Origin of the sequence: Fulvivirga sp. M361 (genome assembly GCF_007097395.1) — a bacterium.
Lineage (GTDB): Bacteria > Bacteroidota > Bacteroidia > Cytophagales > Cyclobacteriaceae > Fulvivirga.
Genome location: NZ_VKDC01000035.1, coordinates 1 through 26566 on the forward strand (window position 1 = coordinate 1; position 26566 = coordinate 26566).

The following is a 26566-nucleotide window of genomic DNA, read 5'->3' on the forward strand; positions in this document are numbered from 1 at the left end:
TTATCTTTAAGCATAAGGGTTGTTTTTGGGATTAGATATATTGAAAATCACAACTTTAATATACCCAAAAACAGCCTTTTTTCATAAACTAAATAATGCCTCACTTATCCGATATTCACGTTAAGTATGCTTCTCACACCATCATAAAACATTTAGTTAAGCCATTTACTCTGCCACTTTTATAGTATTAGCCCACATTTTCAATTATTCAATTGCTGGTAGCTTAAATTACAAAACCATAAAAGGGTCCTGATCTTACATCCAGCCCATTAGAAATAATCTTGCATGCATCTGATTAGAATGAAATACTGCTGAGGGTGTGGTTCTATAAAAAAAGAAAGCTGCCCTTTTGAGGCAGCTTCTTTAAGAAATATTGACGTTTCGGACTATCCGAAAACTGGGGTTTCATATTGGTTGCAGGTGAACACGCCAGATTGCGTCAATATTTTATTTTTAATGGATTTATTATTAAAGTAAACCTGTCCAGGAAAAAACTGAAGCTGCAACACCAGTAGCGCTTTCATCCAAGGTAAATGACGCATCAGTCATTTCGTCTGCCTGAATACCATCTGCAGGATCATCAAAATCCGCTTCTGTCTTCACATCATTAGTATCTACTTCACCATCATCTTTACCAATACCATTACCACTTACTGTAGTATCATCAGTCGCCATTCCCTTCCTATCACTGAAATCTATAAAGTCACTGGCTTTTGAAACATCTGTTACATATGCATTAGTAATAGTAGCTTTACTACCTCTTCTAATCTTGATCCAGTCAGCAACGTTGATCAAAGGCTCCTCATTGATAAGCGTTAGGTTTGTCACAACAACATCAGATTGACCAGCCTGGTCCGGAGAGTTACCATCTAGGTTTCCGTCTGCTTCAATACCTCTTACATCTTCAGAGATAGCTGTGAAACCTTCTTTTCTTATGCCATATGCATTTGTAATTGTACCAACGTACCCTTGAGTCCAATCAAACATATCGTCACGAGCATTAACTACCAACGCATTGTCTACATCCACTGTTCCTCCAAACCACTCAATGCCATCATCATCACCAAAGTTTACAGCGATATTATTAATAGTTGTTCCGGAACCCACTGCATAAAAAGTAAATCCATTGAATTCTTTCTCTCCATTAATACGAGCACCGGTATATTCTAATGTCATATAAGTAATAGTACCTGAATCATCATCAGCTGCTGTTCCCCCATAAGAAAGTGGTAATACTTCAGTAGTAGATGTACCGCCACCGCTGATAGGTGCCAGTCCGTTTACTAATAAACCACCCCAGTCACCAGCTCTGGGGTTAGTCGCTGCTGAAGTAATGATAATAGGGTTAGTTGCTGTACCAGCAGCATTAATTTTGGCACCTGTTTCAATTACAATATATACGTTAGTACCACCGGCCTGTGCCTTGATTGTAGTACCCGCTTCAATGGTAAGCGTAGCCCCACTTTTAACTGCCAAAGGTCCGGTTAATGTCCATTCAGTTGCTGCATTTAGCGTGATATCTGCTGTTACATTACCTTTTAGGTCATCCTTATCAAGATCATCGTCTTCCTGAGAAGCTATAGTCCCATCTTTGTTCAACATACCTCCTCCATTGTCATCATCATCATCACCACATGCGGAAAAAACCAGCATGGCGGCAATTGCAATCATGGAAAGAACTTTTCTAGTAATTTTCATTTTTAGTCAATAGTTAAGTTTAAAATTTATAAGTAAGGCCTAATGAGACACTTGTTCCGCGGTTAAAGTCCTCAATAGAAAAGTTTTCACCTGTCCCTATATCTTGCGACAATTGATATTCAGGATCAAGAATATTTTTCGCACTAAGATTGACCTGAAAGTTTCTATTTAATTTATATGAAGAAACAAAGTCCAGAGTAGGGATACCTTTTTCAACAATGTTTTTTCGATCTGCCGTACCAATTGTAAAAATACGCTCACTGAAAAAACCAAAAACCAAAGCAGCAGTAATTCCAGATTCTTCTGTTTCAGACCTAAAGGTCAAATCAGCATTAACTAAAACAGGTGACGCTCCCTCTAATTCATCTTCCTCTTCCGTAAATAAGACAGTAAGATTATCTCTCGGGTCATCTTTTAATTCTTGGTTAGAGTGTAGATAGGAAACATTAGCACCCAATGACAATGAGCTGATTTTTTCTCCAATCGTTTTTCGCCAAACATCTTTTTGGAATTCAACTTCAACTCCTGCCACGTCAGCATTACCTGTATTTACATAGGACAATTCAGTAGCTGCCGATGTCACTAAAACTCGATTGATAGCATCTTCAATACGCTTATAAAATCCTGTTATAGCTACTAACCCGTTACGTCCCAGGTACTTTTCAAATTTTAAATCCAAATTATAGTTTTCTGCAGGTCTTAGATCAGGATTACCAAAGCTTGAGAAGTTAACGTCTTCATAAAGGAATGGAGCTACTTCTTTAAACTGGGGAAAAGTATAAGATCTACTGGCCGCAAAACGGAAAACGTTATCATCGGACAATGCATACCTAATGTTCAAATTAGGCAATACATAGTTTGGGTCCCGAATTGCTATATTTTCACCAAATTCGTTTCTATCTTGATTAAAGTCCCAAATTACCTCCTGGTTTATTTGTTCAAACCTTACTCCGGCATTTATGATCAATTTAGTATTGAGCTCATAATTTACATTTGCAATGATTGAATGGATAGTTCGACTACCTTCATATGTATCAGGAGCAAAGACATCTATAGCTTCTTGATTGAACCCTCTTGTAGTAACCAATCGAAAAATCCCATCGTCAATAGATTGTTGATTAAACAAAGATTGATCGGGATTATTAACATCCACGGTGGCCTGTGATGAGAAATCAAAGCTATATTGGCGAAATCCAAATTCCCTATCTGTATTACGGTAAGAATAGCCTAATTCAACTTTGCTCTTACTTTCAGCATCATCTTTCAGTCTAAAGCTTAACGTACTCTCAGCGGTTAAATCTGTCTCTTCTAATTCTGAAAAGAAGCGATGGTTCAATCCGGCACTTCCTGCTGCTGCACTAAATTCTCCGGTCAACTCATTCAAAATAAAAGTATTGGTCCTCCTGTCCGGCTCATTACCTTTAGTCGTGTTGTAGGAACCTGCTACTTTCAAGTTTAACCTATCGGTCAATTCAAAATCTGAGAGTATTTGATTAACAAATAAGCTATTATCATTTATTTGCTGCCTTCTAACCAACGCGGATACATTATCAAGTTCTGTTAAATTTTGAGCCTGCCCTCGATATTCTCCAACATTTTGATTGTTATTATGAATAAAAATGGCGTTGTATGAAATATCCGCTTTACTTGAAATGTTGTAATTAAAATTACCCATAAGTATTTGAGAAGTGCTGTAGTCAAAACGCTCATAGGTATAATCTCTTCCGGCACCACCATCGGAACTAACAGCAGAACGCGTGATCCCTTCCTTGTAAACAAATTGGTTGTTGATAGAAGCAACTAAAAATGCATTAAAGTCATTGCCACCTACCTCAAATTTCTTACCTCCAGAAATAGAAAATGAACTATTCAGTGGTAGATCAGAAGTATAAGGCTGGAAACCAGAGTTAAAATCATAGCTTGTAAGGTCAGATATAGGATTACCTTTTTCAGTACCAGTCCCGATACCATTCGTCCCGTCTGCTCTCAAAAAGTCTTGACCTATCGCTTGAGTATTGAAGCCTACAGAAGCACTTACCTGCAATTCCTGGTCCTCAAAAAGCTCCTTAGATACTATATTAATATTAGCACCATCAACATCGCCAAAAAGAGATGAATTGAAAGTTTTGTTGATATCAATACTATTAATGATATCACTAGAGAAAAAATCAAGTGATATATTTTTGTATTCCGGGTCTTCGGAGGGTAGCGGCAAACCATTTAATGAAGTTGAATTATAACGATCTCCTAATCCTCGTACAAAAACGTTCTTTACCCCTTCTTGCTTACTGACCCCTGTAACTTTTGTAACAGCTGCTTCCGCATCGCCTACTCCTTTTCTTGATAATTCTTGTGCCCCTATGCTTTGCTTGATTTCAATTGACTGTTTCCTGTCAAGCAGCAATAAAGTCTCAGAGGCCTTATCAGCTTTTGCGGTAACAACTACTTCTTCCAATTGCACATCATCGGTCTGCAACTGGAGAGTCAGGTTTACTTCTTCGCCCTCAGATACAGTTAAATCCGTAACTCTGAAATTGGCATACCCAACAAACGTTGCAACCAAATTATAGGTCCCCGGTTCCACCTGGAAGGTAAATGCTCCAAAAACATCTGTAGCGGAACCGACTGTAGTTCCTTCAATAAAAACATTGGCACCGATGATCTCTTCACCAGTCTCTTTGTCTTTTACCACTCCTTTGAGTGTGCCTTTTTGTGCCAAGGCAAGTACTGTCGAAAAGGACAGTAAACATGTGATAATTAAACTTTTCATTTCTGCAACCATTAATAATTTAAGTTGCAAATCTGTAAGTTAATTGTTAAGTCATGCGGACGGCCATGTTAAGGGTTTATTAATAATGTGAAGTAATCATTAATCTAATGTTAAGACCTTTTCATTGTAATATTGCGATAGATTATGATAAATGTCTAAAAGGAAGAATTACTGCCTTTCTAAACAAACATTACCTAATTGTTAATAGGAACTTTACTTAAGATCGTCTGAATAATCTCTTTGGTATCCACGTTTTCAGCTTCCGCTTCATAATTGAGGATAATCCTGTGGTTGAGCACATCCGGCGCTATCTCTTTAATGTCTTCGGGTAGTACATAATCGCGTCCTTCAAAATAGGCAATGGCTTTTGCCGCCAGGTTCAGGTTGATAGAAGCCCTGGGTGAAACGCCAAACTGAATGTATTCAGCGGCTTTATCCAGTCCATACGACTTAGGGTCCCGCGTAGCATAAACCAATTCTACAATGTACTTTTCAAGGGACTCCGACATGGTGGTTTGATTGATCTCATTGCGAATAGCAAAAATATCTTCTTTCGAAAGAACTGTGTTTACAGTATAATCGAAATTCATATTGGCTATACGTCGCATAACCTCCAGTTCCTGGTCTTTGGTAGGGTAGTTCACATGTACTTTCATCATGAATCGATCTACCTGGGCTTCTGGCAACGGGTAAGTTCCTTCCTGATCCACCGGATTTTGTGTGGCCAATACAAGGAACGGCTTGTCCAATGCAAACGTATTTTCACCAATGGTAACCTGCTTTTCCTGCATGGATTCCAATAGTGCAGACTGCACTTTGGCAGGGCTACGGTTGATCTCATCCGCCAGTATGATATTGGCAAAGATCGGTCCCTTTTTCACCTCGAAATTACCTTGTTTCTGATTGTAGATCATGGTACCGATCAAGTCTGCAGGAAGCAAGTCGGGGGTAAATTGTATACGTTGAAAATCAAGATGAAGCACTTTTGCTAAAGTACTTACAGTAAGTGTTTTGGCAATACCCGGCACTCCTTCGAGTAAGACATGGCTCTGCGTAAACAGACCTATCAGAAGGCGATTTAACATGGCTTCCTGGCCTACTACCACTTTACCCACCTCTGCAAACACCTGTTTGATCTTCTCCTGGTATTCGTTTTTCTTTTCAGTTGCTGTTGTTATTGACTCTTCCATTGCTGATTATAATTTCCTTACTTTCTATCAACTTTTAAACGTATTGCAATATTATAGAATTTCAAAGCATATTTTTACAAAGGGACTCGAACGTTGGCCCTTTTGGCTCAATATTTACGTTTGCCAACAATAATAGTTTATATGTACTCCGTCTCTCACACTTATACTTTAAAAAAATATTCTACTGACTTATGCGACGTTACGTTATAGGTGATATCCATGGGGGTTATAAAGCATTGCTGCAATGTTTCGAACGCTCTGGTTTTGATCATAATAATGACCTGCTGATTTCACTGGGTGATTTATGCGATGGCTGGTCTCAAACATCTGAAGTATTGGATGAGCTTTTAAGCGTCAAAAATCTCAAACTGGTCCTCGGCAACCATGATTATTATTTACTGGAATGGGCAAAAACCGGTAAGGCTTCGTCAAACTGGTTACAAAATGGCGGTGACACTACACTGAAAAGCTATGGAAATCAATTTCCTGACGCCCATTTCCAACTACTTGAAAGCGCCTTTACTTATCTGAAGATAGATAATGCTTTTTTTGTTCATGCAGGCTTTGAAATAGGCATACCCATTGACCAGCAGCAAGCCGATATTTTTTTATGGGACCGGTCATTATTCCGGGAGGCCATCACACAATACCAGGCAGGTGTATATGAAAAGCTCACCCCGTTCGATAAGGTTTACATAGGCCACACCCCGTTACACAGATATAACATAGACAAGCCCATTTTATCCGGTGATGTCTGGCTTATGGACACCGGCGCCGGATGGGAAGGTGGGAGGCTTTCTATGATGGATATAGATTCTTCAGAAGTTTTTGCAAGTGACCAGGTGGACACACTTTATCCTCCCGGGTCAGGCAGACAACGCTATTAATACCTAATAGGGTCCTTTTATATACAAGCGTTACATGGTATCCTTTTCATTTCTGTTTAAATCAATTACTTTTCACTCTTCTCTTATTAAAACCAAATAATCGGTATGAAAAAAAACATCATTAACAGTGTACAGGCGCCTGAGCCCATTGGGCCCTACAGTCAGGCAGTTATGGTAGAAGATACCCTCTACATTTCTGGCCAAATAGCTATAAATCAATCTTCAGGCGATTTGGTTAATGAAAATATCACCCTCGAAACAGAGCAGGTTATGAAAAACCTGGGATTTATTTTAACTGAAGCCGGACTATCTTATGAGCATGTTGTGAAATGCAGTATTTTCATCAGTGATATGGACAACTTTGGCGAGATCAATGCTTCATATGGAAAATATTTTACTCAAAATCCTCCTGCACGTGAAACGGTAGAGGTTTCGCGATTACCTAAAGATGTGAATGTAGAAATATCATGTATTGCAGTGAAGTAATATGATCTTCCCACGCAAAAGGGAGACGGTGGTTTTACCCATCACAACGGATGAAGTGCTTATAAAACTGGCACGTGTCACAAGGGCTGTCTCTCTTTTGACAAAAAAAGAAGGGCCACAACATCTTTTTAACGGGACCATAACCAATGCACAGTTCACCCTTTCACTCAGGATAGATTATCCTAATAACTACATTCCACTGATCAAAGGCCGGTTTGAGGATTCCAGCAGAGGCTGCATTCTTTTTCTTAGCTATGACCTCTTTTTCAGTTCACTCTTATTTCTGGTGTTTTGGTCTGTATTGAGTGTTTTGATCAGCCTGTTCCTATTTTTTTATGCACAGGAAAGTACTTATGCTTTCATTGCTCTTAGCGGGGGACTGGCGAATTATGTAGTGACTCTTATGAATTTCAAAAAGCAGTTTTTCCAAAGTAAGCAGCTTCTCCTGGACGTTTTAGTTTCCGAAGATGGATAGAATGGCCTGATGGTTGAAAACTCCTAACACGAAAGACCGGACACCTTCATTAAAAAAGCCCAAACACGGAATTAACCCTGAATTATTTACTTTCTGTCATTGGAACCGGATTACATTCTACGCATGGACAAATCCTTTCTATCTTAATATCAGTACATTAAGATATTAATTGGTAAATCATACATGTTTATGGGTTTACTTTCTCTTATCTCATGTGACACACCTACAACTCATTGATATTTATTAATTTTGCAGCCCAAAATAATGATGACGAATGAGTAACGAAGTACGGGTAAGATTTGCCCCCAGTCCAACAGGCGCCCTTCACATAGGCGGGTTAAGAACCGCAATGTATAACTACCTTTTTGCCAGGAAGCACAATGGCACCATGATATTGCGTATAGAAGATACAGATCAATCACGATATGTCGACGGAGCGGAAGAATATATCAAAGAATCACTGAAATGGGCTGGCATACTTCCCGACGAAGGGCCTAATGCCGGCGGGCCTTACGGACCCTACCGACAGTCAGAACGTAAAGATATCTATGGACAGTACGCACAACAACTGCTGAACAGCGGTAAGGCTTATTATGCTTTCGATACTACAGAGGAACTGGATGCTTTACGCCAGCGCCTGAAGGAGGCCAAGGCAAATTCGCTTCAGTACAATGCCATTACGCGCATGCAAATGAAAAACTCGCTCACTTTATCTGCTCAGGAAGTAGAGAAACGACTGGCTGCCGGTGAGCCCTACGTCATACGATTTAAAATTCCTTTAAAAGAAGATATCCGGATCAATGATATGGTGCGTGACTGGGTGGTGGTACATAGCAGCACATTAGATGATAAAATATTAGTAAAATCTGATGGCATGCCTACCTATCACCTGGCAAATGTGGTAGATGACCACCTGATGAAGATAACTCATGTAATACGTGGTGAAGAATGGCTTCCGTCAGCTCCGCTGCATGTGCTACTCTACCGGGCATTGGGCTGGGAAGGAACAATGCCACAGTTCGCACACCTGCCTTTATTGCTCAAGCCGGATGGCAATGGAAAGTTAAGTAAACGTGATGGCGATAAACTTGGATTCCCCGTATTCCCAATTAATGGAGATTTTCCAGGTAAAACAGGCAAACCAGAACACTTTAGCGGTTTCAGAGAGGCAGGATATCTTCCCGAAGCATTTGTAAACTTCCTGGCGCTATTAGGTTGGAACCCCGGTACCGAGCAAGAACTGTTCTCCCTGGAAGAACTGGTGCGGCATTTTTCCTTAGAGCGTATTAACAAAGCAGGCGCAAAATTTGATATTGAAAAAGCCCGGTGGTTCAACCAACAATATATCAAACAGAAAAGTCCATCAGAACTCTCCACCTACCTTATTAAAGAACTTAAAAATCAAGACATAGACTATAAAGAGCACCTTTTAGAAAGGATCTGCGACCTGATGCAGGAAAGAATTGATTTCCCATTCCAGTTATGGACTGAAGGACAATTCTTTTTTCTTAAGCCCACGACATTTGACCAACAATTAATAGCTAAAAAGTGGACCGATGAAGCCATAACTATTCTCACCGCTTATCAGGCCAGTCTGGCAGAATCGTCAGATAGCATCAGTGCAGAAGAGGCGCGAGACATTTTAAGTAACATCCTGGATACAAAAGGCGTTAAAATGGGGAAAGTTATGCAGGCGTTACGTCTGGCCATCACAGGCAGAGGGGGAGGCCCCGATCTAATGGAGATCATATCAATATTAGGCAGTGATGAGGTGGCTGATCGTATACAGTATGCCATTGATAACGTAAAAGTATCCACATCAAATTAAGCAGGTATGGCTAAGAGAAAAGATAAAAAAGAGAAGAAAGATAAACCATCAGTGAATCCGGCGCTAGAGGGATTTAATATTGAAATAGACTCGTTTGGTGAGATCAAAACCACTTATAATATTGACGACATCAATAATTTTTTAAATGAAAATGTCGAAGATAAAAAACTAGAGGAGCGCGAAGACTACAAAGAGTTAAAGTCCGGCAAGAAAAAACAAAACCCTGACAATGAGGATTAAAGGCTGGAAAATCCTATAAAACTAACTTTAAGGCCAGAATTAATGGTATTCAATTCAGCCGTCAAAACAGCATACTTAACCCGAATGGAACGGTAATGGTTAAAATCAGCGCCATGTTAATATGCTGATCAGGGTATTACGCCCAAACGAGCGGTTAGTTATTATTTTTTTTGAAAGCCGGGATAAGCATGGGGACTTTTCTTTTATACTTTTGATACTTTTCTCCGAATTCTTCAATTAACTTTTTTTCTTCAAAATAGATCCCGAAAGGCAGGTAGATAAATATACATCCTGCTGATATTAAGGAAGGAAGTCTGGAATCGTATAGAAAAAAACCTATTACAAGGAGAATAGTGGCTGTATACAATGGATGTCTTATGTGGGCCAATATACCTGAAGCATGAAATTTCCCGGCTTCTGCTTCCTGCTCTAACCCAAGAAAAGCGCGCAGACTGTAAGATCTAAATGCTGCTTTGCCAATTAAAATACCACCTGTTGCAATAAATAAGCTCAGCAATTTCATCTCACGTGTATCAGGCAACAGATTATCCCCCCCTATCATACCGTTAAACAGAAACAATAAGAAAAGTCCCATAACAGATATGATCGTATAAATAATTCGCTGTTTTTGGAAGCTTATACCCAATCGTTTCCTGGCATATTGCTTGTTGTTTTTATCAGCTAGAGCGCTATGAAGAAAAAAATAAATACCCCAGGCCGTGATTAACATAACGTATTGCATAGTAACGATTAAAGTACGAATTAATCCGTGTTGACAAAATCCACATACATTTTAATGGTATATTTGTTAACGTATATAAAACTGCATGAGGTATGAAAAAAGTCAAAATCGGCATTATTAAAGAAGGAAAAGTACCGATAGACCGGCGAGTGCCTTTTACACCTCAACAGGTAAATGAGATAACGGAAAGGTTTGATAATGTTGAAATAAAGGTTCAAAGCAGTGATATACGCTCGTTTAAAGACGATGAATACCAGGCCTTAGGCGCCGAAGTTGTGGACGATGTCTCTGACTGTGACATACTGATGGGGGTGAAGGAAGTACCTATGGAGGACTTAATAGATAATAAGACGTACTTTTTCTTTTCCCATACTATCAAAGAACAGCCTTACAATCGCGATTTACTCAGACTTATTCTTAAGAAAAAGATAAGGCTCATTGATTATGAGCTACTTACTGATGAGAATAATGTCAGGATAGTCGCTTTCGGAAGATATGCAGGGCTGGTAGGTGCCTATAATGCAATTCTTACGTTTGGTAATCGATACAATCTGTTCCACCTGAGACCTGCACACGACTGCTTTGACCTGGACGATTTACAAACAGAATACGAAAAAGTACATCTCCCAGCCATAAAAATTGCGCTTACCGGGGGTGGAAGAGTCGCCAAAGGAGCCATAGAGGTATTAAACGGAATGAAAATTCGCAGAGTGACTCCGGCTAGTTTTATATCCGAGCGATTTGACGAACCTGTATACACTCAACTTAATTCAAGAGATTACCATAAAACAAAAGATGACACTGAATTCTCACGGGCTGAATTCTATCAGCATCCACAAAATTTTGATGGGGATTTTCTAAAATATGCATGTGAAGCAGATGTACTGATAGCCGGGGCCTTTTGGCATCCTGCCGCCCCGCGATTATTCACACGTAAAGATGCTGTAAGCCCGGATTTTAAAATTCGTGTGATAGCAGACATCACCTGTGATATAGAGGGATCCATCCCTTCCACCAAAAAACCCAGTACAATAGATGATCCTATCTACGATTATAATCCTACAGATGATAAAATAGAACCGCCACTAACTGATGAAGGAAACATTACGGTAATGGCTGTGGACAATTTACCTTGCGAACTACCGCGTAACGCTTCTGAGGACTTCGGCCACGAGTTAGTCGTCAATGTTCTACCGCATTTACTCGGAAATGACGCGCAGGGTGTTATTAAGAGAGCTACCATCACTAATGACGGTAACCTGACAAAAGGTTATGAATACCTGAAAAACTATGTGGGCGATTAGACAGAAAACAGCAAACAAGCGTTAGAATACTGATGTTAACACAGAAAATCACTACTTTAGATAAGATGGAAGAATTGAATCTGGTCAATGAATCGCAAAAATATGCGGAGAGTATCCTTCAATCATTATCACCTGGTTTTCATTATCATAACTTGGCCCATACCAGAGAAGTAGTAGAAGCTGTTCAGGAAATCGGTACCCGATCCGAGCTTTCACCCTATGATCTTGAAACTGTTATACTGGCAGCCTGGTATCACGACCTGGGGTATAGCCTGGGGGAAGAAAATCATGAAGATGAGAGCATACGCCTGATGAAGGAAAAGCTCCTGGAGTTAGGCGAAAAGCAGGAACGTATCGACCAAATAAGTAAAATTATCAAAAGCACACAGATGCCTCAGAACCCAAAAGATGAGCTGAGCAAGGTAATGTGTGATGCCGACCTATATCACCTTTCTACTGATCTTTTCTCTAACCGAAGCGAATACCTCAGAAAAGAATTAGGAGAGGTATGTCAAAAAAGCTTCAGTGAAAAGGAGTGGAAGAAAGTTACGGTGGAGTTTATGAATGCACATAGTTACTTCACCAATTATGCTAAATTAATTTTAGAACCAAGAAAAAAGAAAAATCTCAAGAAGCTGAAAAAAGAAAAAGCAACCGACTCGAAGTACATTGAAAAACTGGAAAATCAGGTAGTAAAACTTCAAAACAAAGTTGAACAAACCAAAATCCAAAAACCGGATCGAGGTATTGAGACTATGTTTCGTATTACCTCCAAAAATCACCTTACCTTGAGTGGCATGGCTGATAACAAAGCAAACATTATGATCTCCATTAACTCGATCATTCTATCCGTATTGGTATCGGTTCTATTCAGGAAGCTAGAAGACTATCCTCACCTTATAGTGCCTGGCCTCATCTTGGTATTTGTATGCCTTACCACCATTGTTTTTGCTATACTCGCTACAAGGCCTAACGTATCTTCAGGTACCTTTACCAAGGAAGACATTGTCAATAAAAAGACCAACCTGTTGTTCTTTGGAAATTTTCATAACTCACAACTGGATGACTATATGTGGGGCATGAAAGAGATGATGCGCGATGCAGACTACCTCTATGGAAGCATGATCAAAGACATCTATTTCTTAGGGTTAGTATTGGGGAAAAAATACAAGATGCTTCGAAAGAGCTACACCATTTTTATGTATGGATTCATCTTTTCAATTGTATCGTTTTTGATTGCCATGCTTTTCTTCAAACCCGGGGTATAAAGCATGCACTAAAGTTAACGGTTAAGCGCTGTATCAATATCCTGACCCTGACCTCTTCAAATTTTAATCTCCGGAAAATTTAATCTAAATCCGCCAACCACTGATAAAAAGCATGTTGCGACCTGATATCTTCAGCACCGTTTTCTACCTTGATGTTATTTAGGTCCCGGTCCAATTCACATCCTTTTACATTGTCCGCGAGTTGTATTTGAACCAATTTTATCACTTCCTTTTTCAATTCAGGGTTATGAAGGGGGAAAACTACTTCTATCCTATGATACAAGTTTCGTTTCATCCAATCGGCTGAGCCCAGGTATAGATCTTCCCGGCCGTTATTGTAAAAGTAAAAGACCCGTGAATGCTCCAGGTATCGGTCCACAATACGATGAACGGTTATAGTTTCACTTAACCCTTTAACACCAGGACGCAAGCAGCAGATTGCTCTAACGATCAATTCTACTTTCACCCCTGCCTGGCTTGCCTCGTACAGCTTGTCAATCATGATATCATCCTGCAGGTTGTTAAGCTTAATGATGATATGCCCCGACCTCCCCTGAAGAGCATGCTCTATCTCCTGATCAACCATTTGTTTGAATCGATCGGTAATATTGAATTGCGACACCAAAAGTTCCTGAAATGACACCTCCTGTGACTGGTCCACTAAATAGGAAAAGAGCTTGTCCAATTCATTCGTGATGTAATCCTGATGGGTCAGTAATGCCTCATCAGCATATATAACCGCTGTCTTTTCATTGAAGTTACCCGTTCCCAGGTAACCATATTTACGTATTGCGCCATCATCAGAATGCCTGATAACCAGCGCCACCTTGGCATGTACTTTTAAACCAGGAATACTATAAAGTATTTCAATACCGGCTTTTTTCATTTTTTCAGCCCATTTCAAATTATTCTCTTCATCAAAACGGGCCTTGATCTCAACAAAAACCGTGACCTTTTTCCCGTTGTTGGCCGCACTGATCAACGCATTGCAGATAAAGGAATCCGAAGCTATACGATAGAAGGTGGCTTTTATTTCTTTCACCTGTGGGTCCAGCGCAGCTTCATTAAAAAACCGGAGCACATAATCGTAGCTCTGATAAGGGAAGTGTAACAAGATATCTTGCTCGTCGATAGCATGAAAAATCAGGCGACTGTCATCTAACTTCTTTTTGCGAATAGCCGGTAATCCGGGATTTTCCAATCTTGGTTTTAATGGATTACTAAGCTGAAATAGGTCATACATATTATGGTATCGCCCCCCGGCCAACAGATCATTTGAAGTAAGTTGAAATTTTTCAGTAATGTATTCGAGTACCGGCAAGGGCATGGCGCTATCATATAAAAACCTGGAAGGTACCCCAAGGTCTCTTTTCTCAATCTGTTTCTTAATTTTTTTTACCAGGTTACCTGAGTATTCATCTTCAATATTTAAATCAGCGTCCCTGTTAAGTTTAATGCTATAACAGCCTTCGATTTGATATTGTGGAAACAGAAAATCGAGGTTTTCCCGCATAATATCATCAATAGCAGCTATGTAATAGGTATCCCCTATTTTAGGAAGGGCAATGAATCTGGACAGGTTGTTAGAAGGAATATTGAGTAGTGCATAGTCTATGTCACCTGTACCGTTTCTTAAGCAAACTATAAAATAAAGCTGCCTGTTTTCAAGGTGTATTGGACGGCTATGTGAACTGGTTAAAAGTACCGGCTGCAGGTAAGAAAGTATTTTACTTTTAAAGTAATGCTGTGCGAACTCCTGGTGTTCCGCAATAATTTTTTCGCCACGATAGAAATGGATACCCTCCTTTTTCAGTTGAGGTATGATCTCATCACGTTTTATTCTGCCAAATTCTTCCTGTTGTTGATATACCTCTTCCAGTAATTCCGAAAGGATCTCTTTGGGAGGTTTATTAAATTTCTTATTTATCTTCTTTTTATCAATGTCTACAATACTTCTAAGGCCTGCCACCCGTACCCTGAAAAACTCATCAAGATTAGAAGAATAAATGGCTAAAAACTTAATACGTTCATATAAAGGAACATCAGGGTTCGTGGCTTCCATAAGCACGCGCTTATTAAAAGAAAGCCAGGACAAGTCACGATCAAAGTATTTTACCATAGCCATATGAAAAAAGGAGGCCTAAATTAGGCCTCCTTTTTATTTAAATCAATATTGATCAGTTAGCGGTTTCATAAACTCTGATCGTTCCATCCCCTTCAGATGCAACTACCAATAAGCTTTTCCGAGTAGGACTTTGAGCCGGATTAATAAACACCAGTCCTTCGGGTGCATCACCTGTTTCCAAAATAGATAAAAACTTAGGCTCTTTTGGTTCTGAAACATCGTAAATAGCCACAGCGTCTGCTCTTTCCAAACCTATGAAAGCAACGGGACTTCCACTAACACTTCCAACTACCACACCTTCCGGCTCCACCCCCTTAGCATCACTTCTGCCATCAGGATATAAACCGGCTTTATTAGCCTCTTCCTCAAGTTCATTTCCACTGTCCCATTCAAGTTTGCCAGTGCCTCCATTCCAGATGGAGAACGATCTTGCTCCAAATGACCATAGAGCTTCATAGATACCGTCTCCGTTGATATCTCCGTTGACATTCGTGACTAGGAGTCTGCCTAAATTCTCATTCTCTTTTAACGTGGCAGCATCAGGAAATGCAGTAGCATCAAGCGGTAAATCACTAACTCTAACTTCTTCCGAAAAACCACCATAATCACGAGCGTCCCCTTCATTGGCAGATATCACATACGTTGTTCCATCTACTTCATAAGCTGCAATCGCATCTGGTTGATACATGCCAAAAACGGGAACTGACCGGAAGTTTACCCCGGCATCGTCATCACTGGGGTCAATTTCGTTACCTTCCTTAGAATAGTCCTTCAAACCGAGCGGTAATAAACCGGAGATGCGCTTAGCGGCCAGGTCAATCACAGCTAATCCATTATTCTCTTGTAGAGCTACGTATGCTGTAGATCCATCCGGAGATACTGTTATGTATTCGGGCTCTACATCCTGTGCCAATGTAGCTCCGGGACCGAAAACTCTAAATGCATCTTTGGCCAGGCTATCCACCATGTTATTAAACCCACTAAAACCGAGTGTAAGAGAAGAGAAATTTTCCGTTTCAACAATGGTCACAGAGCCTTCAGGATCCACAGAATAATCATCCTGAGGTTCCCCCTCATTAGCTGATAAAATGTAACTTCCATCCGGGCTAAAGGTCACCATATCAGGTAGTGCACCAGCTGTCACTACGGCTACAGGACCTGCTAAACTATCTGCTTTCCATACGACTATTACACCATTATCAGTAGCTACATTAGCCTCAATAGCCGCAGCCAGGTATTGTTTACTTACCGCCACGCTATTCACTCCGCCTCCATAAGCGCTGACATCAATGCTAGAAGTCACTGACATAGTGTTAGGATTAGAGAAATCGATCACATCAATAGTAGAACCTCCATCATTATTCACCACAAATAATTGTTGATTAATTGCGTCATGGGCGGCAATCTCAGCAGCCCCTTCGCCACCAATCGGCAAACTCGATATTTGTGCAAAAGAAGACGCATCTTCTGAAGGCGGTGCAACTGTCACTGTTCTTTGCACAGTAGCATCTTCGTCATTAATAGATAATGTAACGGTATATGAACCAAAATTTTCATATGTAATCGTCGGATTTTCCGCATCAGATGTTTGTCCGTCACCAAAATTCCAGTCATACGAAGTGGCATTTTCAGAAGTCACCGATGTAAAATCCACAGTAAGGAAATTTTGCTCAAAATTAAAATTAGCGAATGAGTCATTATTGAGGATTTGATCGTCATTATCGCAGCTGATCATAATCGTTGACATGAACGCAGCAGCGAATAGTATTTTAAATAAGTTTTTCATAATTAGTCTGATCAGATAATTAATTACCAAAAATATAGCGCACGCCTAACTGTATCTGCCATCTTGAACTTAACACGCCGGCATCATCAAAATCACCGAAGAAAGCTTCGTTTTCATCAAAACCATTGAAGGTGAATGTAGGTGTATCCGAACCCTCTTGAAAGCCTGCAAATTGAAGCAATTCGTAGCCTGCAAACTGCCGGTCATATCTTTTCCCCCATGCTTTATTCAACAGATTAGGAAGGTTGAAGATATCCAGGGAAAATTGTAACGTATTTTTCTTGCCATTGCCCATTTCCAAATAGAAATCCTGCAATACTCTCAGGTCGATGATACTCTCAAAAGGAGTTCGAGACTGATTCCGTTGCGCATACCTTCCTCTTCTTTCTTTCAGATAGTCATCTTCCTCTATAAATGCGTTAAGTGCCTCCCATTGTTCTGCCGCAGTAGATATCAGGTTATCATCATCATCAAACCGGTCTACCAGTACAATTTCATCGGCATTTCTAGGTACGTAAACCAGTTCTCTGTTCCTGGAATCTTCACCTGTGATATCATCTCCCAGCCCATAAACATAGCTGTATGGGTTACCGGATTGGCCTTCATAAACCAGAGATACTTGAGTAGCAGCAAATCCGGCATAATCTTTTCTATAGGTTAAGTTCGCTAATATTCGATGCCCCTGAGCAAAATCAGAACGCTGAATTTGCAACCAATTGTTTCTACCATTCACGGCATGAAGTCCTCTCCATTGCGAAGAGTTTTGTGAAGACGTGCCGTCATAAATAGTCCATGCATCTCCAAATGAATAACTCAATTGAGCATTTAATCCATAATCAAATCTTTTCGAAAGCGAAGCACTCAGGTTATAGGTATAGCCTTTGCTAGTATTACTACCCAGTAGAATTCGTCCGTAGGTGCCGTCAACTCTATCGTTAAAGTTTATCAGACGATTATCCGGTGTTCCGGTTGCTCCACCGGTAGGTCTGTCAACGTTAATATTTTGATAGTAAACATTGTTTAGAAACTTGGTATAAATACCTTCTACGGTAAGTACCATATCACCGGGAAGTGCCTTATCACCGGCAAGGTTTACCTTCAACACTTGAGGAATTCTGAAATCATCTACAAAAAGATCTACATTTCCGGAAGGTTCTTGTTCACCTACGGCAATGTTTCTCGGCTGATTGTTCACATCCGGAACAAGAGAAGGTGGAGTAGTAAAATCGATCCGTTCAAAATCAAACCCTGTATTCAGACCATTGTTGTTGTAAGCAGAACCCGGCCACACCAAAGGAATTCTACTTGTGAAGATACCTACACCTCCACGCAGCTGAAACGTTCTGTCTCCACGAACATCATAATTGAAACCAATACGTGGAGACCAGGAAACCTGCGGATCAATAAATTCACCTGTTTTAGCTCCCTGAAGATTATAAGGAAATTGCCTCAATGTACTTGGATCATTGAAGAAAGGGTTCGCAGGAGTATCTTCAAAGAAGTTGATATCTGCGCGTACACCAACAGTAAGTTTTAGCTTATCATTTACTTGAACTTCGTCCTGTACGTACAATCCGAATTGAGAGCTATTAAATTCTGCCGCAGTACCTGTTGTCTCATCACCATTCTGTGCACTGTTCAAGCCATAGCTAAACTGATATAAACTTGCCGGTCGGCGGTTGAGAAAATCATCCAGGAAACTTGGTCCTACGGATCCGACGCCTCGGGTAAACTCGTATGTATAATCTCCGAAGTTAAAAGGAATAAATAAGTTTTTCACACTGTAGAACTCAGCATTAGCCCCGACCAAAATAGTATGTCGGCCTTTGTAAATCTCCAGGTTATTGTTGATCGTAATAATATCCTGGTCCAATAAGTTGGCCGTTGAAAACGGTTCAGAACCAAAAGTGATACCTCCTTCTCCGTCATCAATAAAAACAGAGGGGAATGGATCGCCCTGAGGATCTCTGTCATCTCTAACAATGGTAGCGCCAATAGTAAAATGGTTTGACATATTGTTCCCCAAAAGAGATTTCAACTCTATGGCACTGGAATGGGTCTCCGATACAAAGAACTCCGATCCATTGATAAATTCAAGACCTGTGGCCGTAGACCTTCTTGCCTCAAGATTTTCAGCTTTAGTGTAAGAATGTCTTAAGGTTAACTTATGATTTTTATTCAGGTTAACGTCAAATTTAGCAATGACCTTATCACTCTCTAAAAAAGCAGTGTTGTTCAAGTAAGAACCCGGATTATAATTGTACGCCGTGTCAAGAAAGTTTACTAAAGTATCTATAGCCCCTCGAGTAGCAGACCCGCGGTAATTGGTAAAATCGAAAGGTTGAGGTGTCTCATCTCTTTGAAGCTCGACATTCACAAAGAAAAAGGCTTTATCTTTTACGATCGGTCCTCCAACTCTAAACCCATAAGTCTCTGCACTGAATTCAGCCAGTTTCTGACGATTGACTGTACTTTCATTGGCATCTTCAAACGGTGTCTTGCCCGCTAAATCTTGATTTCTAAAAAAGTAGTAGGCTGATCCTTCTATGTCATTTGTACCACTACGGGTAACCGCATTAATGCTACCCCCTGCAAAACCGGATTGTCTCACATCAAACGGAGCAACAGATACTGTCAATTGCTCTATAGCGTCCACCGATATTGGTGATACACCTGTTTGACCACCATTTGTACCACTCGCAGCCAATCCAAAAACGTCATTATTTACTGCTCCGTCAATATAAATGGCATTATAACGATTGTTAAGACCTCCAATGGATATTTCCAACCCATCATCTCCCTCATTTATAAGAGTTTGTGGATTAAATCGGGCAAAATCACCAAGTGAACGCCCTACGGTAGGAGCAGCATTGATGTTTTCAACAGATAGTGCCGTACCAGCACCTGTTTTATTTCCGTCAAAAATATCTCCCGCTGCCGTAACTACAATCTCTTCTAATTCTGTAGCCGTTTGACTCAGCTCAGCCGCAACGTAAAGCTTTTGACCAAGCTTTAATTGTATTCCCGATTTTTCAAAAGGTTCGAAACCAACAAAGGTTATCGTTACTTTGTAAGGTCCTCCTACGCGCATATTGGGAATCCTGAAAAATCCCTGCAAATCTGTTACGTTTCCGTATTGAGTTCCTGATGGAACATGCACGGCAATTACTGTAGCTCCAGGCAGCTCTTCGCCGTTGGAATCAGTAACCTTACCATTCATAGAAGAGGTGGTCACCCCTTGTGCAAATGCCATGGAGATCCCCATAGCAAGCAACATCGAAAAAGCAATCTTTCGTAAAAGTTGATTCATGTTGTTTAGGTTAGTTAAAATTTATCACTCGTTTGTTTATAATCGTGCAAAACAAATCATTAATCGCCCTGTGCGGGCATTTTTCATGTTAAGTTTAAGTTAATAAACCGTTCGTAATTTTTGACTTTAAATGGCCAATTAGATGTCTTATATTCGGTTTTTTAATAAAATAATCACATGGTGCACAAACTCCTTCGAAGGTCTATATTAATTTTCATAAGTACTAATTTTTGCATAGCACAAAGTCAGATCGATCTCTCTTATTATCTTCCTGAGAATGTCACTTACAATCAAGCTATCCCGAAGCCAAAAGAAGTGATAGGTCATGAACTTGGAGAATGGCACATCAGTCATGACAGGCTGGTCAATTACATGTACGCAATAGCCAAAACTTCTGAAAGGATCTCTATAAAAGAATTTGGGAGGACCTTTGAAACCCGGCCGCAACTGGCACTTACCATTACCTCTCCAGAAAATCATGCTAACCTGGAAAATATCAAAGCACAACACATCAAGTTAACCGACCCTGCTCTCTCCGGAAACCTGGAGCTGGAAAATATGCCGGCTGTAGTTTACATGGGATATAGCATACACGGTAATGAGCCAAGCGGTAGCAATGCCGCCCTGGCTGTGGCTTACTACCTCGCTGCCGCCCAGGGAAAAGAGATTGAAGCGCTGCTGGATAATGTAATCATCCTACTTGATCCAAGCTTTAACCCAGATGGTTTGAACCGTTTTGCGCACTTCGTAAATTCGAGGAAAAGCAAAAACCTGATATCAGACCCTAACAGTTCAGAGCTTAATGAACCATGGCCCAGGGGGCGTACGAATCACTACTGGTTTGATATGAATCGTGACTGGCTTCCTGTGCAACTTCCCGAATCAAGAGCACGCATAGCGCTATTTCATGAATGGAAACCCAATATATTGACAGACCATCATGAAATGGGAAGCAACTCCACTTTTTTCTTCCAACCCGGTATCCCTTCACGTAATAACCCGCTGACCCCGGAAAATAACTACAGGCTCACAGAAAGGATGGGAGAATATCATGCGAAAGCACTGGATAAGATCGGCTCACTCTATTACAGTCGTGAAAGCTTTGATGACTTTTATTTCGGAAAAGGATCTACTTACCCGGACATAAATGGCGGAGTAGGCATTCTTTTCGAACAGGCAAGTTCAAGAGGGCATTCCCGGGAAACTGTAAATGGTATACTTCGTTTTCCGTTCACTATAAGAAACCACTTCACTACTTCACTTTCTACACTTCAGGCGGCGCATGAAATGAAGAATGACTTTCTGGAACATCAACGGACATTTTATCAGGAAGCTATTCGGGAAGCCAATGCAGATAATAATAAGGCTTATGTATTCGGGTCAAAAGACCATTACCGGAATTATCACCTGGCTGAAATCATCCATCGCCATCAGATAAAAGTACATCGGGCGAATAAAAACATGAAAGTAAACGGCTATGACTACGAGGCAAATGAGTTATTCGTAGTACCTCTTAATCAGCCACAATACAAGCTGATCAAAGCAATATTCGAAAAAAACACTACTTTTCAAGATAGCCTTTTCTACGATGTTTCCGCGTGGACCTTGCCTCTGGCTTTCGGAGTAGACCACACTGTACTAAAAGGCAAGTCGTATAACCCGAATATAATCGGCGCGAAATTTTCACTGGAAAAAAGACCTGAAGGGAGTATCATTGGCGGAAAATCTGACTATGCTTATGTGTTTGAATATTATGACTATTATGCTCCAAAGCTCTTATATCAATTACTCAAAGATGATTATAAGGTAAAGCTTGCCAATGAATCATTTTATCATCCTGATGGTAAAAAATTTGGTAGGGGGTCAATCTTGGTACCTGTGAGTATTCAACAAAAAGACAGTGAAACCCTTTTCCAAAAACTAAGGATGCTGGCTAAAGATAATGGTATAACTATTTACTCTTTTAAAACAGGCCTGGACTATAAGGGAGTAAGCCTGGGAAGCCCTTCCTTTAGCAACCTCAGAAAACCCAAGACAGCAATGCTTGTAGAAGGTGATATGAGTGGCTATGATGCGGGTGAGGTATGGCATCTGTTTGATCAACGCTATGACATAGACCTGACATTGCTTCCGGTTGAAGTTTTTAATGAAGTAGATATATCGCGCTACAATACGCTGATCATGGTTAGCGGTAACTACACGGATATTACGCTTTCCGGAAAAGAAAAATTAAAAACCTGGATTAAAGAAGGGGGCACAGTGGTGGCCTCTAAAAATGCCGTAAAATACCTGAGCGGTATGGGTTTGTTCAAGTATATATTCAAACCTAATCCCTATCTTGATTCTGCCCGTACCATGCCCTATGCAGATATAGCAGAACATCAGGGTGCTCAAAGAATAGGTGGAGCTATTTTTGAGACAAGCATAGACCTGACCAATCCGCTACTTTATGGATATTATCGAAACAAATTACCTGTATTTCGAAACGGAAATTTATTTCTATCGCCATCTTCTAAACCCTTTGGGAATCCTATTACCTATACGGCATCTCCTCTGATGAGTGGATACATCTCCAACCAAAACCTCGATAACCTAAAAAACACATCCGGTGCGGGTATCACCACTTTTGGAGCTGGTAAGGTCATAGGGTTTACCGATAATATGAATTTCAGGGCCTTTTGGTATGGTACCAATAAAGTATTTATGAACGCAGTAATGTTTGGGAATACCATCAGTTCTTACGCTTCCAGGTAAATTTTGGGGGTAAAAGGTACACAAAATTGTAAGTGATCTTTAATTATGGTAATTTGACGGATTTACAATAAAGATTGGCATAGTTTTGGCCTATTTAACTCGGACATAATCTTTAGACATGAAGAAACTGATATGCATGGCGGCAGTAAGTCTGCTTATCATGGGAAGCGCTTTTGGGCAACGTGAGGTGATAGAAGATATTAAAACCGCCATGAAAACCGGTAGCTCCAAAGAATTGGGTAAGTTAATGTTTCAAAGTGTGGACGTCACCCTCAACGGAAACATTCAAACGTATAGCAGGACTCAAGCTGAATATGTTTTACGTGATTTTTTTAAAAAACACCTGCCTGAGAGCTTCACGATCATACATCAGGGTGCCTCTAAAGGAGGGCTTCACTTTGCCATAGGTCAGTATTTAAGTAAATCAGATACTTTCCGTGTTTTTGTAAGAATTAAAGGGCTGGAAGGACGCTACCTCATACATGAAATAAGTATTGATAAGGAATAATAACAATGTACATACTAACGTGTTGATTTTCTGCAAAAAGTATGTACTAATCCTCAATAATAGTCAGGGCCTTTTTTAATTTTACAGTATGAATCTGGCCTACCTTTCTACTGAATCTATCCACCATTTTATAACAGAAGCATTTTCCGAGGACGTCGGAGACGGAGATCATTCATCACTGGCCTCTATTCCTAAGGATGCTCGTAGCCGCGCTCAGCTTATTATAAAAGATGATGGGATCATCGCCGGTGTAGAACTAGCCAAAATCATTTTTCATCATTTTGATAAGGACCTGAAAGTAGACCTGCTGGTGAATGACGGTGACCTTGTCAAAAAAGGAGATATCGGGCTTTATGTAGAAGGTTCCGCCATTGCCATACTTACCTGCGAACGACTGGTCCTTAACTGCATGCAACGGATGAGTGGTATTGCTACTTATACCCGCTACTTAAGTAGCCTTATACAAGACACTAAAGCAAAACTATTGGATACCAGGAAGACCACTCCTAATTTTCGTTTACCGGAAAAATGGGCGGTAGCCATTGGTGGCGGCAAAAATCATAGGTATGGCCTCTTCGATATGATCATGTTGAAAGATAATCATATCGACTTTGCCGGAGGTATAGCCAGTGCCATCCGCTCAACACAGCAATACTTAAGTACACAAAAGAAAGCGCTTCGCATAGAAGTAGAAACCAGAACATTAAGTGAAGTCAAAGAAGTACTGGCAACAGGTGGTGCAGATGTGATCATGCTGGATAATATGACGCCGGAAGATATGAAACAGGCCGTAACAATGATCAATGGTATCTGTGAAACAGAAGCAAGCGGAGGTATCACAGAGGCCACTATTCAGGAGGTAGCCGCTTGTGGGGTAGATTATATCTCCATAGGCGCATTAACACACTCGGTAAAAAGTCTGGATATAAGCTTAAAAGCAATGACTCATTGAAAAAGCCAAGAAATCTTATCGTATTATTCATTGAAGCTGCCGTTTTTACGATAATCTTTGTATCATTTTTTTATCATTGCACTTGAATTGGAAAAAGCAGACTGATGATCGTTAAAACTAAGAAGTATAAGCTCGAAAGCGGAACATACATAAAATTAGCGCTGAAGAGCGTACTAAAACAACAGTGGTGGGTATCCTTAATCGTATTGGCATTATGTGCAGGCTATTTCTGGATACCAAACATTTGGTGGTTTATAGGTACAGGCATAGCTCTGGTGTTGTACATATTGTTTTGGCTCATTCAATTTGTAGGAGTAACACAGCTAGAGCAAACTAAAATGCTCTTCGAAAAGTTGTCGTACGAAATTAACAGCCAGCAAGTATTGATCAAACTCAATTCAAAACAAGGAATGCCTATCAAATGGGACCAAATTAAACGTGGCAGTATAGGGAAAAATTATATTCTTTTAACGGTCAATAAAGCTCAGCTGATCCATCTGCCTTTTAAAATCTTCAATAGCGACAACGAAAGAAAATTTGTGGAAAGCATTCTAAAAAGAAAAGGGCTGGTCAGTTAAGCATGTTCTTTGATGAAAATGCACGAAAGAAAAAAACCATCCCACCGCATGAGGTAAAAAGGAAGATTGCGGATTACTGTGCCTATCAGGAAAGATCACAACAAGAAGTCAGGGACAAGCTTTACTCCTATGGCGTTTTCAGTGATGAAGTAGAGGAGACCATTGCAGAGCTTATACAAGAAGGTTTTATAAATGAAGAAAGGTTTGCACGTGCTTATGTAAGGGGTAAGTTCAAATTAAAAAAGTGGGGCAGACGCAAAATCCTGAATGGGTTGAAACATCACAGATTATCTGAATATTGCGTTAAGAAGGGCTGGGAAGAAATCAATGAAGACGAATATATTCGTGTAATACATGAGTTGATCCAAAGAAAAATGGATTCGACAGGAGGCCTAAAAGTGATCAATGCAAGGCAGAAAATCGCTAATTTTCTCCTGCAACGAGGGTTTGAACATCACCTGATCTGGGAAGCATTGAGCAATTATCCTGAGAATGATGAACTGTACTGAATATGACAAACACTGATTTAGAAGTAACCCTGGCACATACTCAGGAGTATAAGTAACATGCCTATGAAAAGAATAGTACTATACTTTGTCTTGTCAATAACTTCTATACAGCTATTGGCTCAAAATGGAGAAATAAGAAAAAAACATTTCAATCTAAAAAAAAACGTAGCCATCCAAGGATATGACCCGGTCAGTTACTTTGATCATGACCCCAAAAAAGGAGACATGAACATCTCCTATAAGTATAATGGCATTTTGTATTACTTCAGCTCACAATCCAACCTTGAAGCTTTTAAAAAAGCACCCGAAAGGTATGAACCTCAATATGGTGGGTGGTGCGCTTATGCCATAGGAAAAACCGGTGATAAGGTTAAAATAGATCCAACCACTTATAAAATAATAGATGATAAACTATACCTTTTTTATAACTTCAGAGGCACTAATACCCTGGATAGTTGGAATAAAGAAGAACAAAGCCTGAAAAATAAGGGCGATAGAAACTGGCATCAACTCGTTAATGACAAGTAAGTAGTCACCGGAGGGTAGTAAATCATTAATGATAATTTAACTTTGTATTTATATTAACTTTTATTTCATATTTAACAGATGAAATTAATTAACGCTTGTATTAATATCCTTGAGCAGTTGGAATCTGTTTTGGAAAGTATCACGGACAATGATTTTACGCTTCAGATTGAGACATTAAATAACTCTACCATAGGGCAACATGTTCGTCATACACTGGAATTCTTTTCATGCTTGATGACCAACTACAACCAGGGAGTCATCAATTACGATGATCGAGATCATGACAAGTTGATAGAAAGCGATAAAATGATCGCACTAGAATTGATCAAAGATCTGAAACGTTTTGTTGCAGGCACCACCGGAGATAAAGAACTCACATTAGAAGCAAGTTATAGCCTGGAAAGTAATGATGTGGTAAGTATTAAAACAAATTATTTTCGTGAGTTAACATACAATATAGAACACGCTATTCATCACATGGCCATCATCAAGATTGGTTTGAAAGAAATAGCCCCTTACGTACCCATATCAAGTCACTTTGGAGTAGCCGTTTCTACTATAAGGTTCCAAAAAGGAACTGCCTAGTAACTGCTCTATCCTGACGCTATGGGCCTCTTCAGACAAATAT

Annotated in this window: 21 protein-coding genes; 14 read left to right on the top strand and 7 right to left on the bottom strand. The window is 40.1% G+C overall.

Features of this window, described 5'->3' with window-relative positions; genetic code table 11:
- Window positions 1-468 precede the first annotated feature (468 nt).
- From FNH22_RS25565 to FNH22_RS25575, 3 genes are all read right to left on the bottom strand, one after another.
- Window positions 469-1698: a hypothetical protein gene (locus FNH22_RS25565; RefSeq protein ID WP_143401355.1), complete on the bottom strand. Its 1230-nt coding sequence runs from the start codon at window positions 1696-1698 to the stop codon at window positions 469-471.
- Between the two features lie 19 nt (window positions 1699-1717).
- Window positions 1718-4468, bottom strand: coding sequence for a TonB-dependent receptor (locus FNH22_RS25570; RefSeq protein WP_185154410.1), 2751 nt, complete (start codon window positions 4466-4468; stop codon window positions 1718-1720).
- A 194-nt stretch (window positions 4469-4662) separates the two neighbouring features.
- The gene (locus FNH22_RS25575; protein ID WP_143401357.1) at window positions 4663-5658 is read right to left on the bottom strand and encodes a MoxR family ATPase; all 996 of its coding nucleotides are present in this window, start codon (window positions 5656-5658) and stop codon (window positions 4663-4665) included.
- Window positions 5659-5849: 191 nt separating this feature from the next.
- On the opposite strand from FNH22_RS25575, the gene FNH22_RS25580 reads away from it, so the two are divergent.
- The 5 genes from FNH22_RS25580 to FNH22_RS25600 all read left to right on the top strand — a co-directional run bounded on the left by FNH22_RS25580 (window position 5850) and on the right by FNH22_RS25600 (window position 9574).
- Complete coding sequence (locus FNH22_RS25580; RefSeq protein WP_143401358.1) at window positions 5850-6545, top strand: metallophosphoesterase; 696 nt, start codon at window positions 5850-5852, stop codon at window positions 6543-6545.
- A 105-nt stretch (window positions 6546-6650) separates the two neighbouring features.
- Window positions 6651-7031, top strand: a complete 381-nt coding sequence (locus tag FNH22_RS25585; RefSeq protein WP_143401359.1) for a Rid family detoxifying hydrolase — start codon at window positions 6651-6653, stop codon at window positions 7029-7031.
- Between the two features lies 1 nt (window position 7032).
- Window positions 7033-7506, top strand: a complete 474-nt coding sequence (locus tag FNH22_RS25590; RefSeq protein WP_143401360.1) for a hypothetical protein — start codon at window positions 7033-7035, stop codon at window positions 7504-7506.
- 274 nt (window positions 7507-7780) lie between these two features.
- Window positions 7781-9334 carry a glutamate--tRNA ligase gene (gene gltX, locus FNH22_RS25595; RefSeq protein ID WP_143401361.1) on the top strand — a complete coding sequence of 518 codons (1554 nt, stop codon included), beginning with the start codon at window positions 7781-7783 and terminating at the stop codon, window positions 9332-9334.
- A gap of 6 nt (window positions 9335-9340) precedes the next feature.
- Window positions 9341-9574: a hypothetical protein gene (locus FNH22_RS25600; RefSeq protein ID WP_143401362.1), complete on the top strand. Its 234-nt coding sequence runs from the start codon at window positions 9341-9343 to the stop codon at window positions 9572-9574.
- A gap of 154 nt (window positions 9575-9728) precedes the next feature.
- Here FNH22_RS25600 and FNH22_RS25605 read toward each other — a convergent pair whose 3' ends face one another.
- Complete coding sequence (locus FNH22_RS25605; RefSeq protein ID WP_143401363.1) at window positions 9729-10316, bottom strand: isoprenylcysteine carboxylmethyltransferase family protein; 588 nt, start codon at window positions 10314-10316, stop codon at window positions 9729-9731.
- 92 nt (window positions 10317-10408) lie between these two features.
- Between FNH22_RS25605 and FNH22_RS25610 the strand changes: the two genes are divergently transcribed.
- Both FNH22_RS25610 and FNH22_RS25615 read left to right on the top strand, forming a co-directional pair.
- A complete protein-coding gene (locus FNH22_RS25610; protein WP_143401364.1) occupies window positions 10409-11620 on the top strand; it encodes an NAD(P)-dependent oxidoreductase in 1212 nt (403 codons plus the stop codon).
- A 32-nt stretch (window positions 11621-11652) separates the two neighbouring features.
- A complete protein-coding gene (locus FNH22_RS25615; protein ID WP_255518160.1) occupies window positions 11653-12888 on the top strand; it encodes a Pycsar system effector family protein in 1236 nt (411 codons plus the stop codon).
- A 79-nt stretch (window positions 12889-12967) separates the two neighbouring features.
- On the opposite strand, the gene ppk1 is transcribed toward FNH22_RS25615, so the two are convergent.
- Genes ppk1 through FNH22_RS25630 form a run of 3 tightly spaced genes read right to left on the bottom strand, consistent with a single transcriptional unit; the run spans window position 12968 to window position 20109 of the window.
- On the bottom strand, window positions 12968-15007 hold the full coding sequence (gene ppk1 / locus FNH22_RS25620) for a polyphosphate kinase 1 (RefSeq protein ID WP_185154411.1): 2040 nt from the start codon (window positions 15005-15007) through the stop codon (window positions 12968-12970).
- Between the two features lie 58 nt (window positions 15008-15065).
- Window positions 15066-16799 (bottom strand): choice-of-anchor I family protein, encoded by a 1734-nt coding sequence (locus tag FNH22_RS25625; protein ID WP_143401366.1) that lies wholly within the window; start codon window positions 16797-16799, stop codon window positions 15066-15068.
- Window positions 16800-16818: 19 nt separating this feature from the next.
- The gene (locus FNH22_RS25630) at window positions 16819-20109 is read right to left on the bottom strand and encodes a carboxypeptidase regulatory-like domain-containing protein (protein WP_143401367.1); all 3291 of its coding nucleotides are present in this window, start codon (window positions 20107-20109) and stop codon (window positions 16819-16821) included.
- A 177-nt stretch (window positions 20110-20286) separates the two neighbouring features.
- On the opposite strand from FNH22_RS25630, the gene FNH22_RS25635 reads away from it, so the two are divergent.
- The 7 genes from FNH22_RS25635 (at window position 20287) to FNH22_RS25665 (ending at window position 26523) form a co-directional block, all read left to right on the top strand.
- Window positions 20287-22863 (top strand): M14 family metallopeptidase, encoded by a 2577-nt coding sequence (locus FNH22_RS25635; RefSeq protein WP_143401368.1) that lies wholly within the window; start codon window positions 20287-20289, stop codon window positions 22861-22863.
- 118 nt (window positions 22864-22981) lie between these two features.
- Window positions 22982-23371 (top strand): DUF4783 domain-containing protein, encoded by a 390-nt coding sequence (locus tag FNH22_RS25640; RefSeq protein ID WP_143401369.1) that lies wholly within the window; start codon window positions 22982-22984, stop codon window positions 23369-23371.
- Window positions 23372-23459: 88 nt separating this feature from the next.
- Window positions 23460-24323, top strand: a complete 864-nt coding sequence (gene nadC / locus FNH22_RS25645; protein ID WP_143401370.1) for a carboxylating nicotinate-nucleotide diphosphorylase — start codon at window positions 23460-23462, stop codon at window positions 24321-24323.
- Between the two features lie 104 nt (window positions 24324-24427).
- A complete protein-coding gene (locus FNH22_RS25650; RefSeq protein WP_143401371.1) occupies window positions 24428-24901 on the top strand; it encodes a YcxB family protein in 474 nt (157 codons plus the stop codon).
- A 2-nt stretch (window positions 24902-24903) separates the two neighbouring features.
- Window positions 24904-25410, top strand: a complete 507-nt coding sequence (locus FNH22_RS25655) for a regulatory protein RecX (RefSeq protein WP_143401372.1) — start codon at window positions 24904-24906, stop codon at window positions 25408-25410.
- Window positions 25411-25473: 63 nt separating this feature from the next.
- Complete coding sequence (locus tag FNH22_RS25660; RefSeq protein WP_143401373.1) at window positions 25474-25938, top strand: YHS domain-containing (seleno)protein; 465 nt, start codon at window positions 25474-25476, stop codon at window positions 25936-25938.
- A gap of 78 nt (window positions 25939-26016) precedes the next feature.
- The gene (locus FNH22_RS25665; protein ID WP_143401374.1) at window positions 26017-26523 is read left to right on the top strand and encodes a DinB family protein; all 507 of its coding nucleotides are present in this window, start codon (window positions 26017-26019) and stop codon (window positions 26521-26523) included.
- The last annotated feature ends 43 nt before the right edge of the window (window positions 26524-26566 follow it).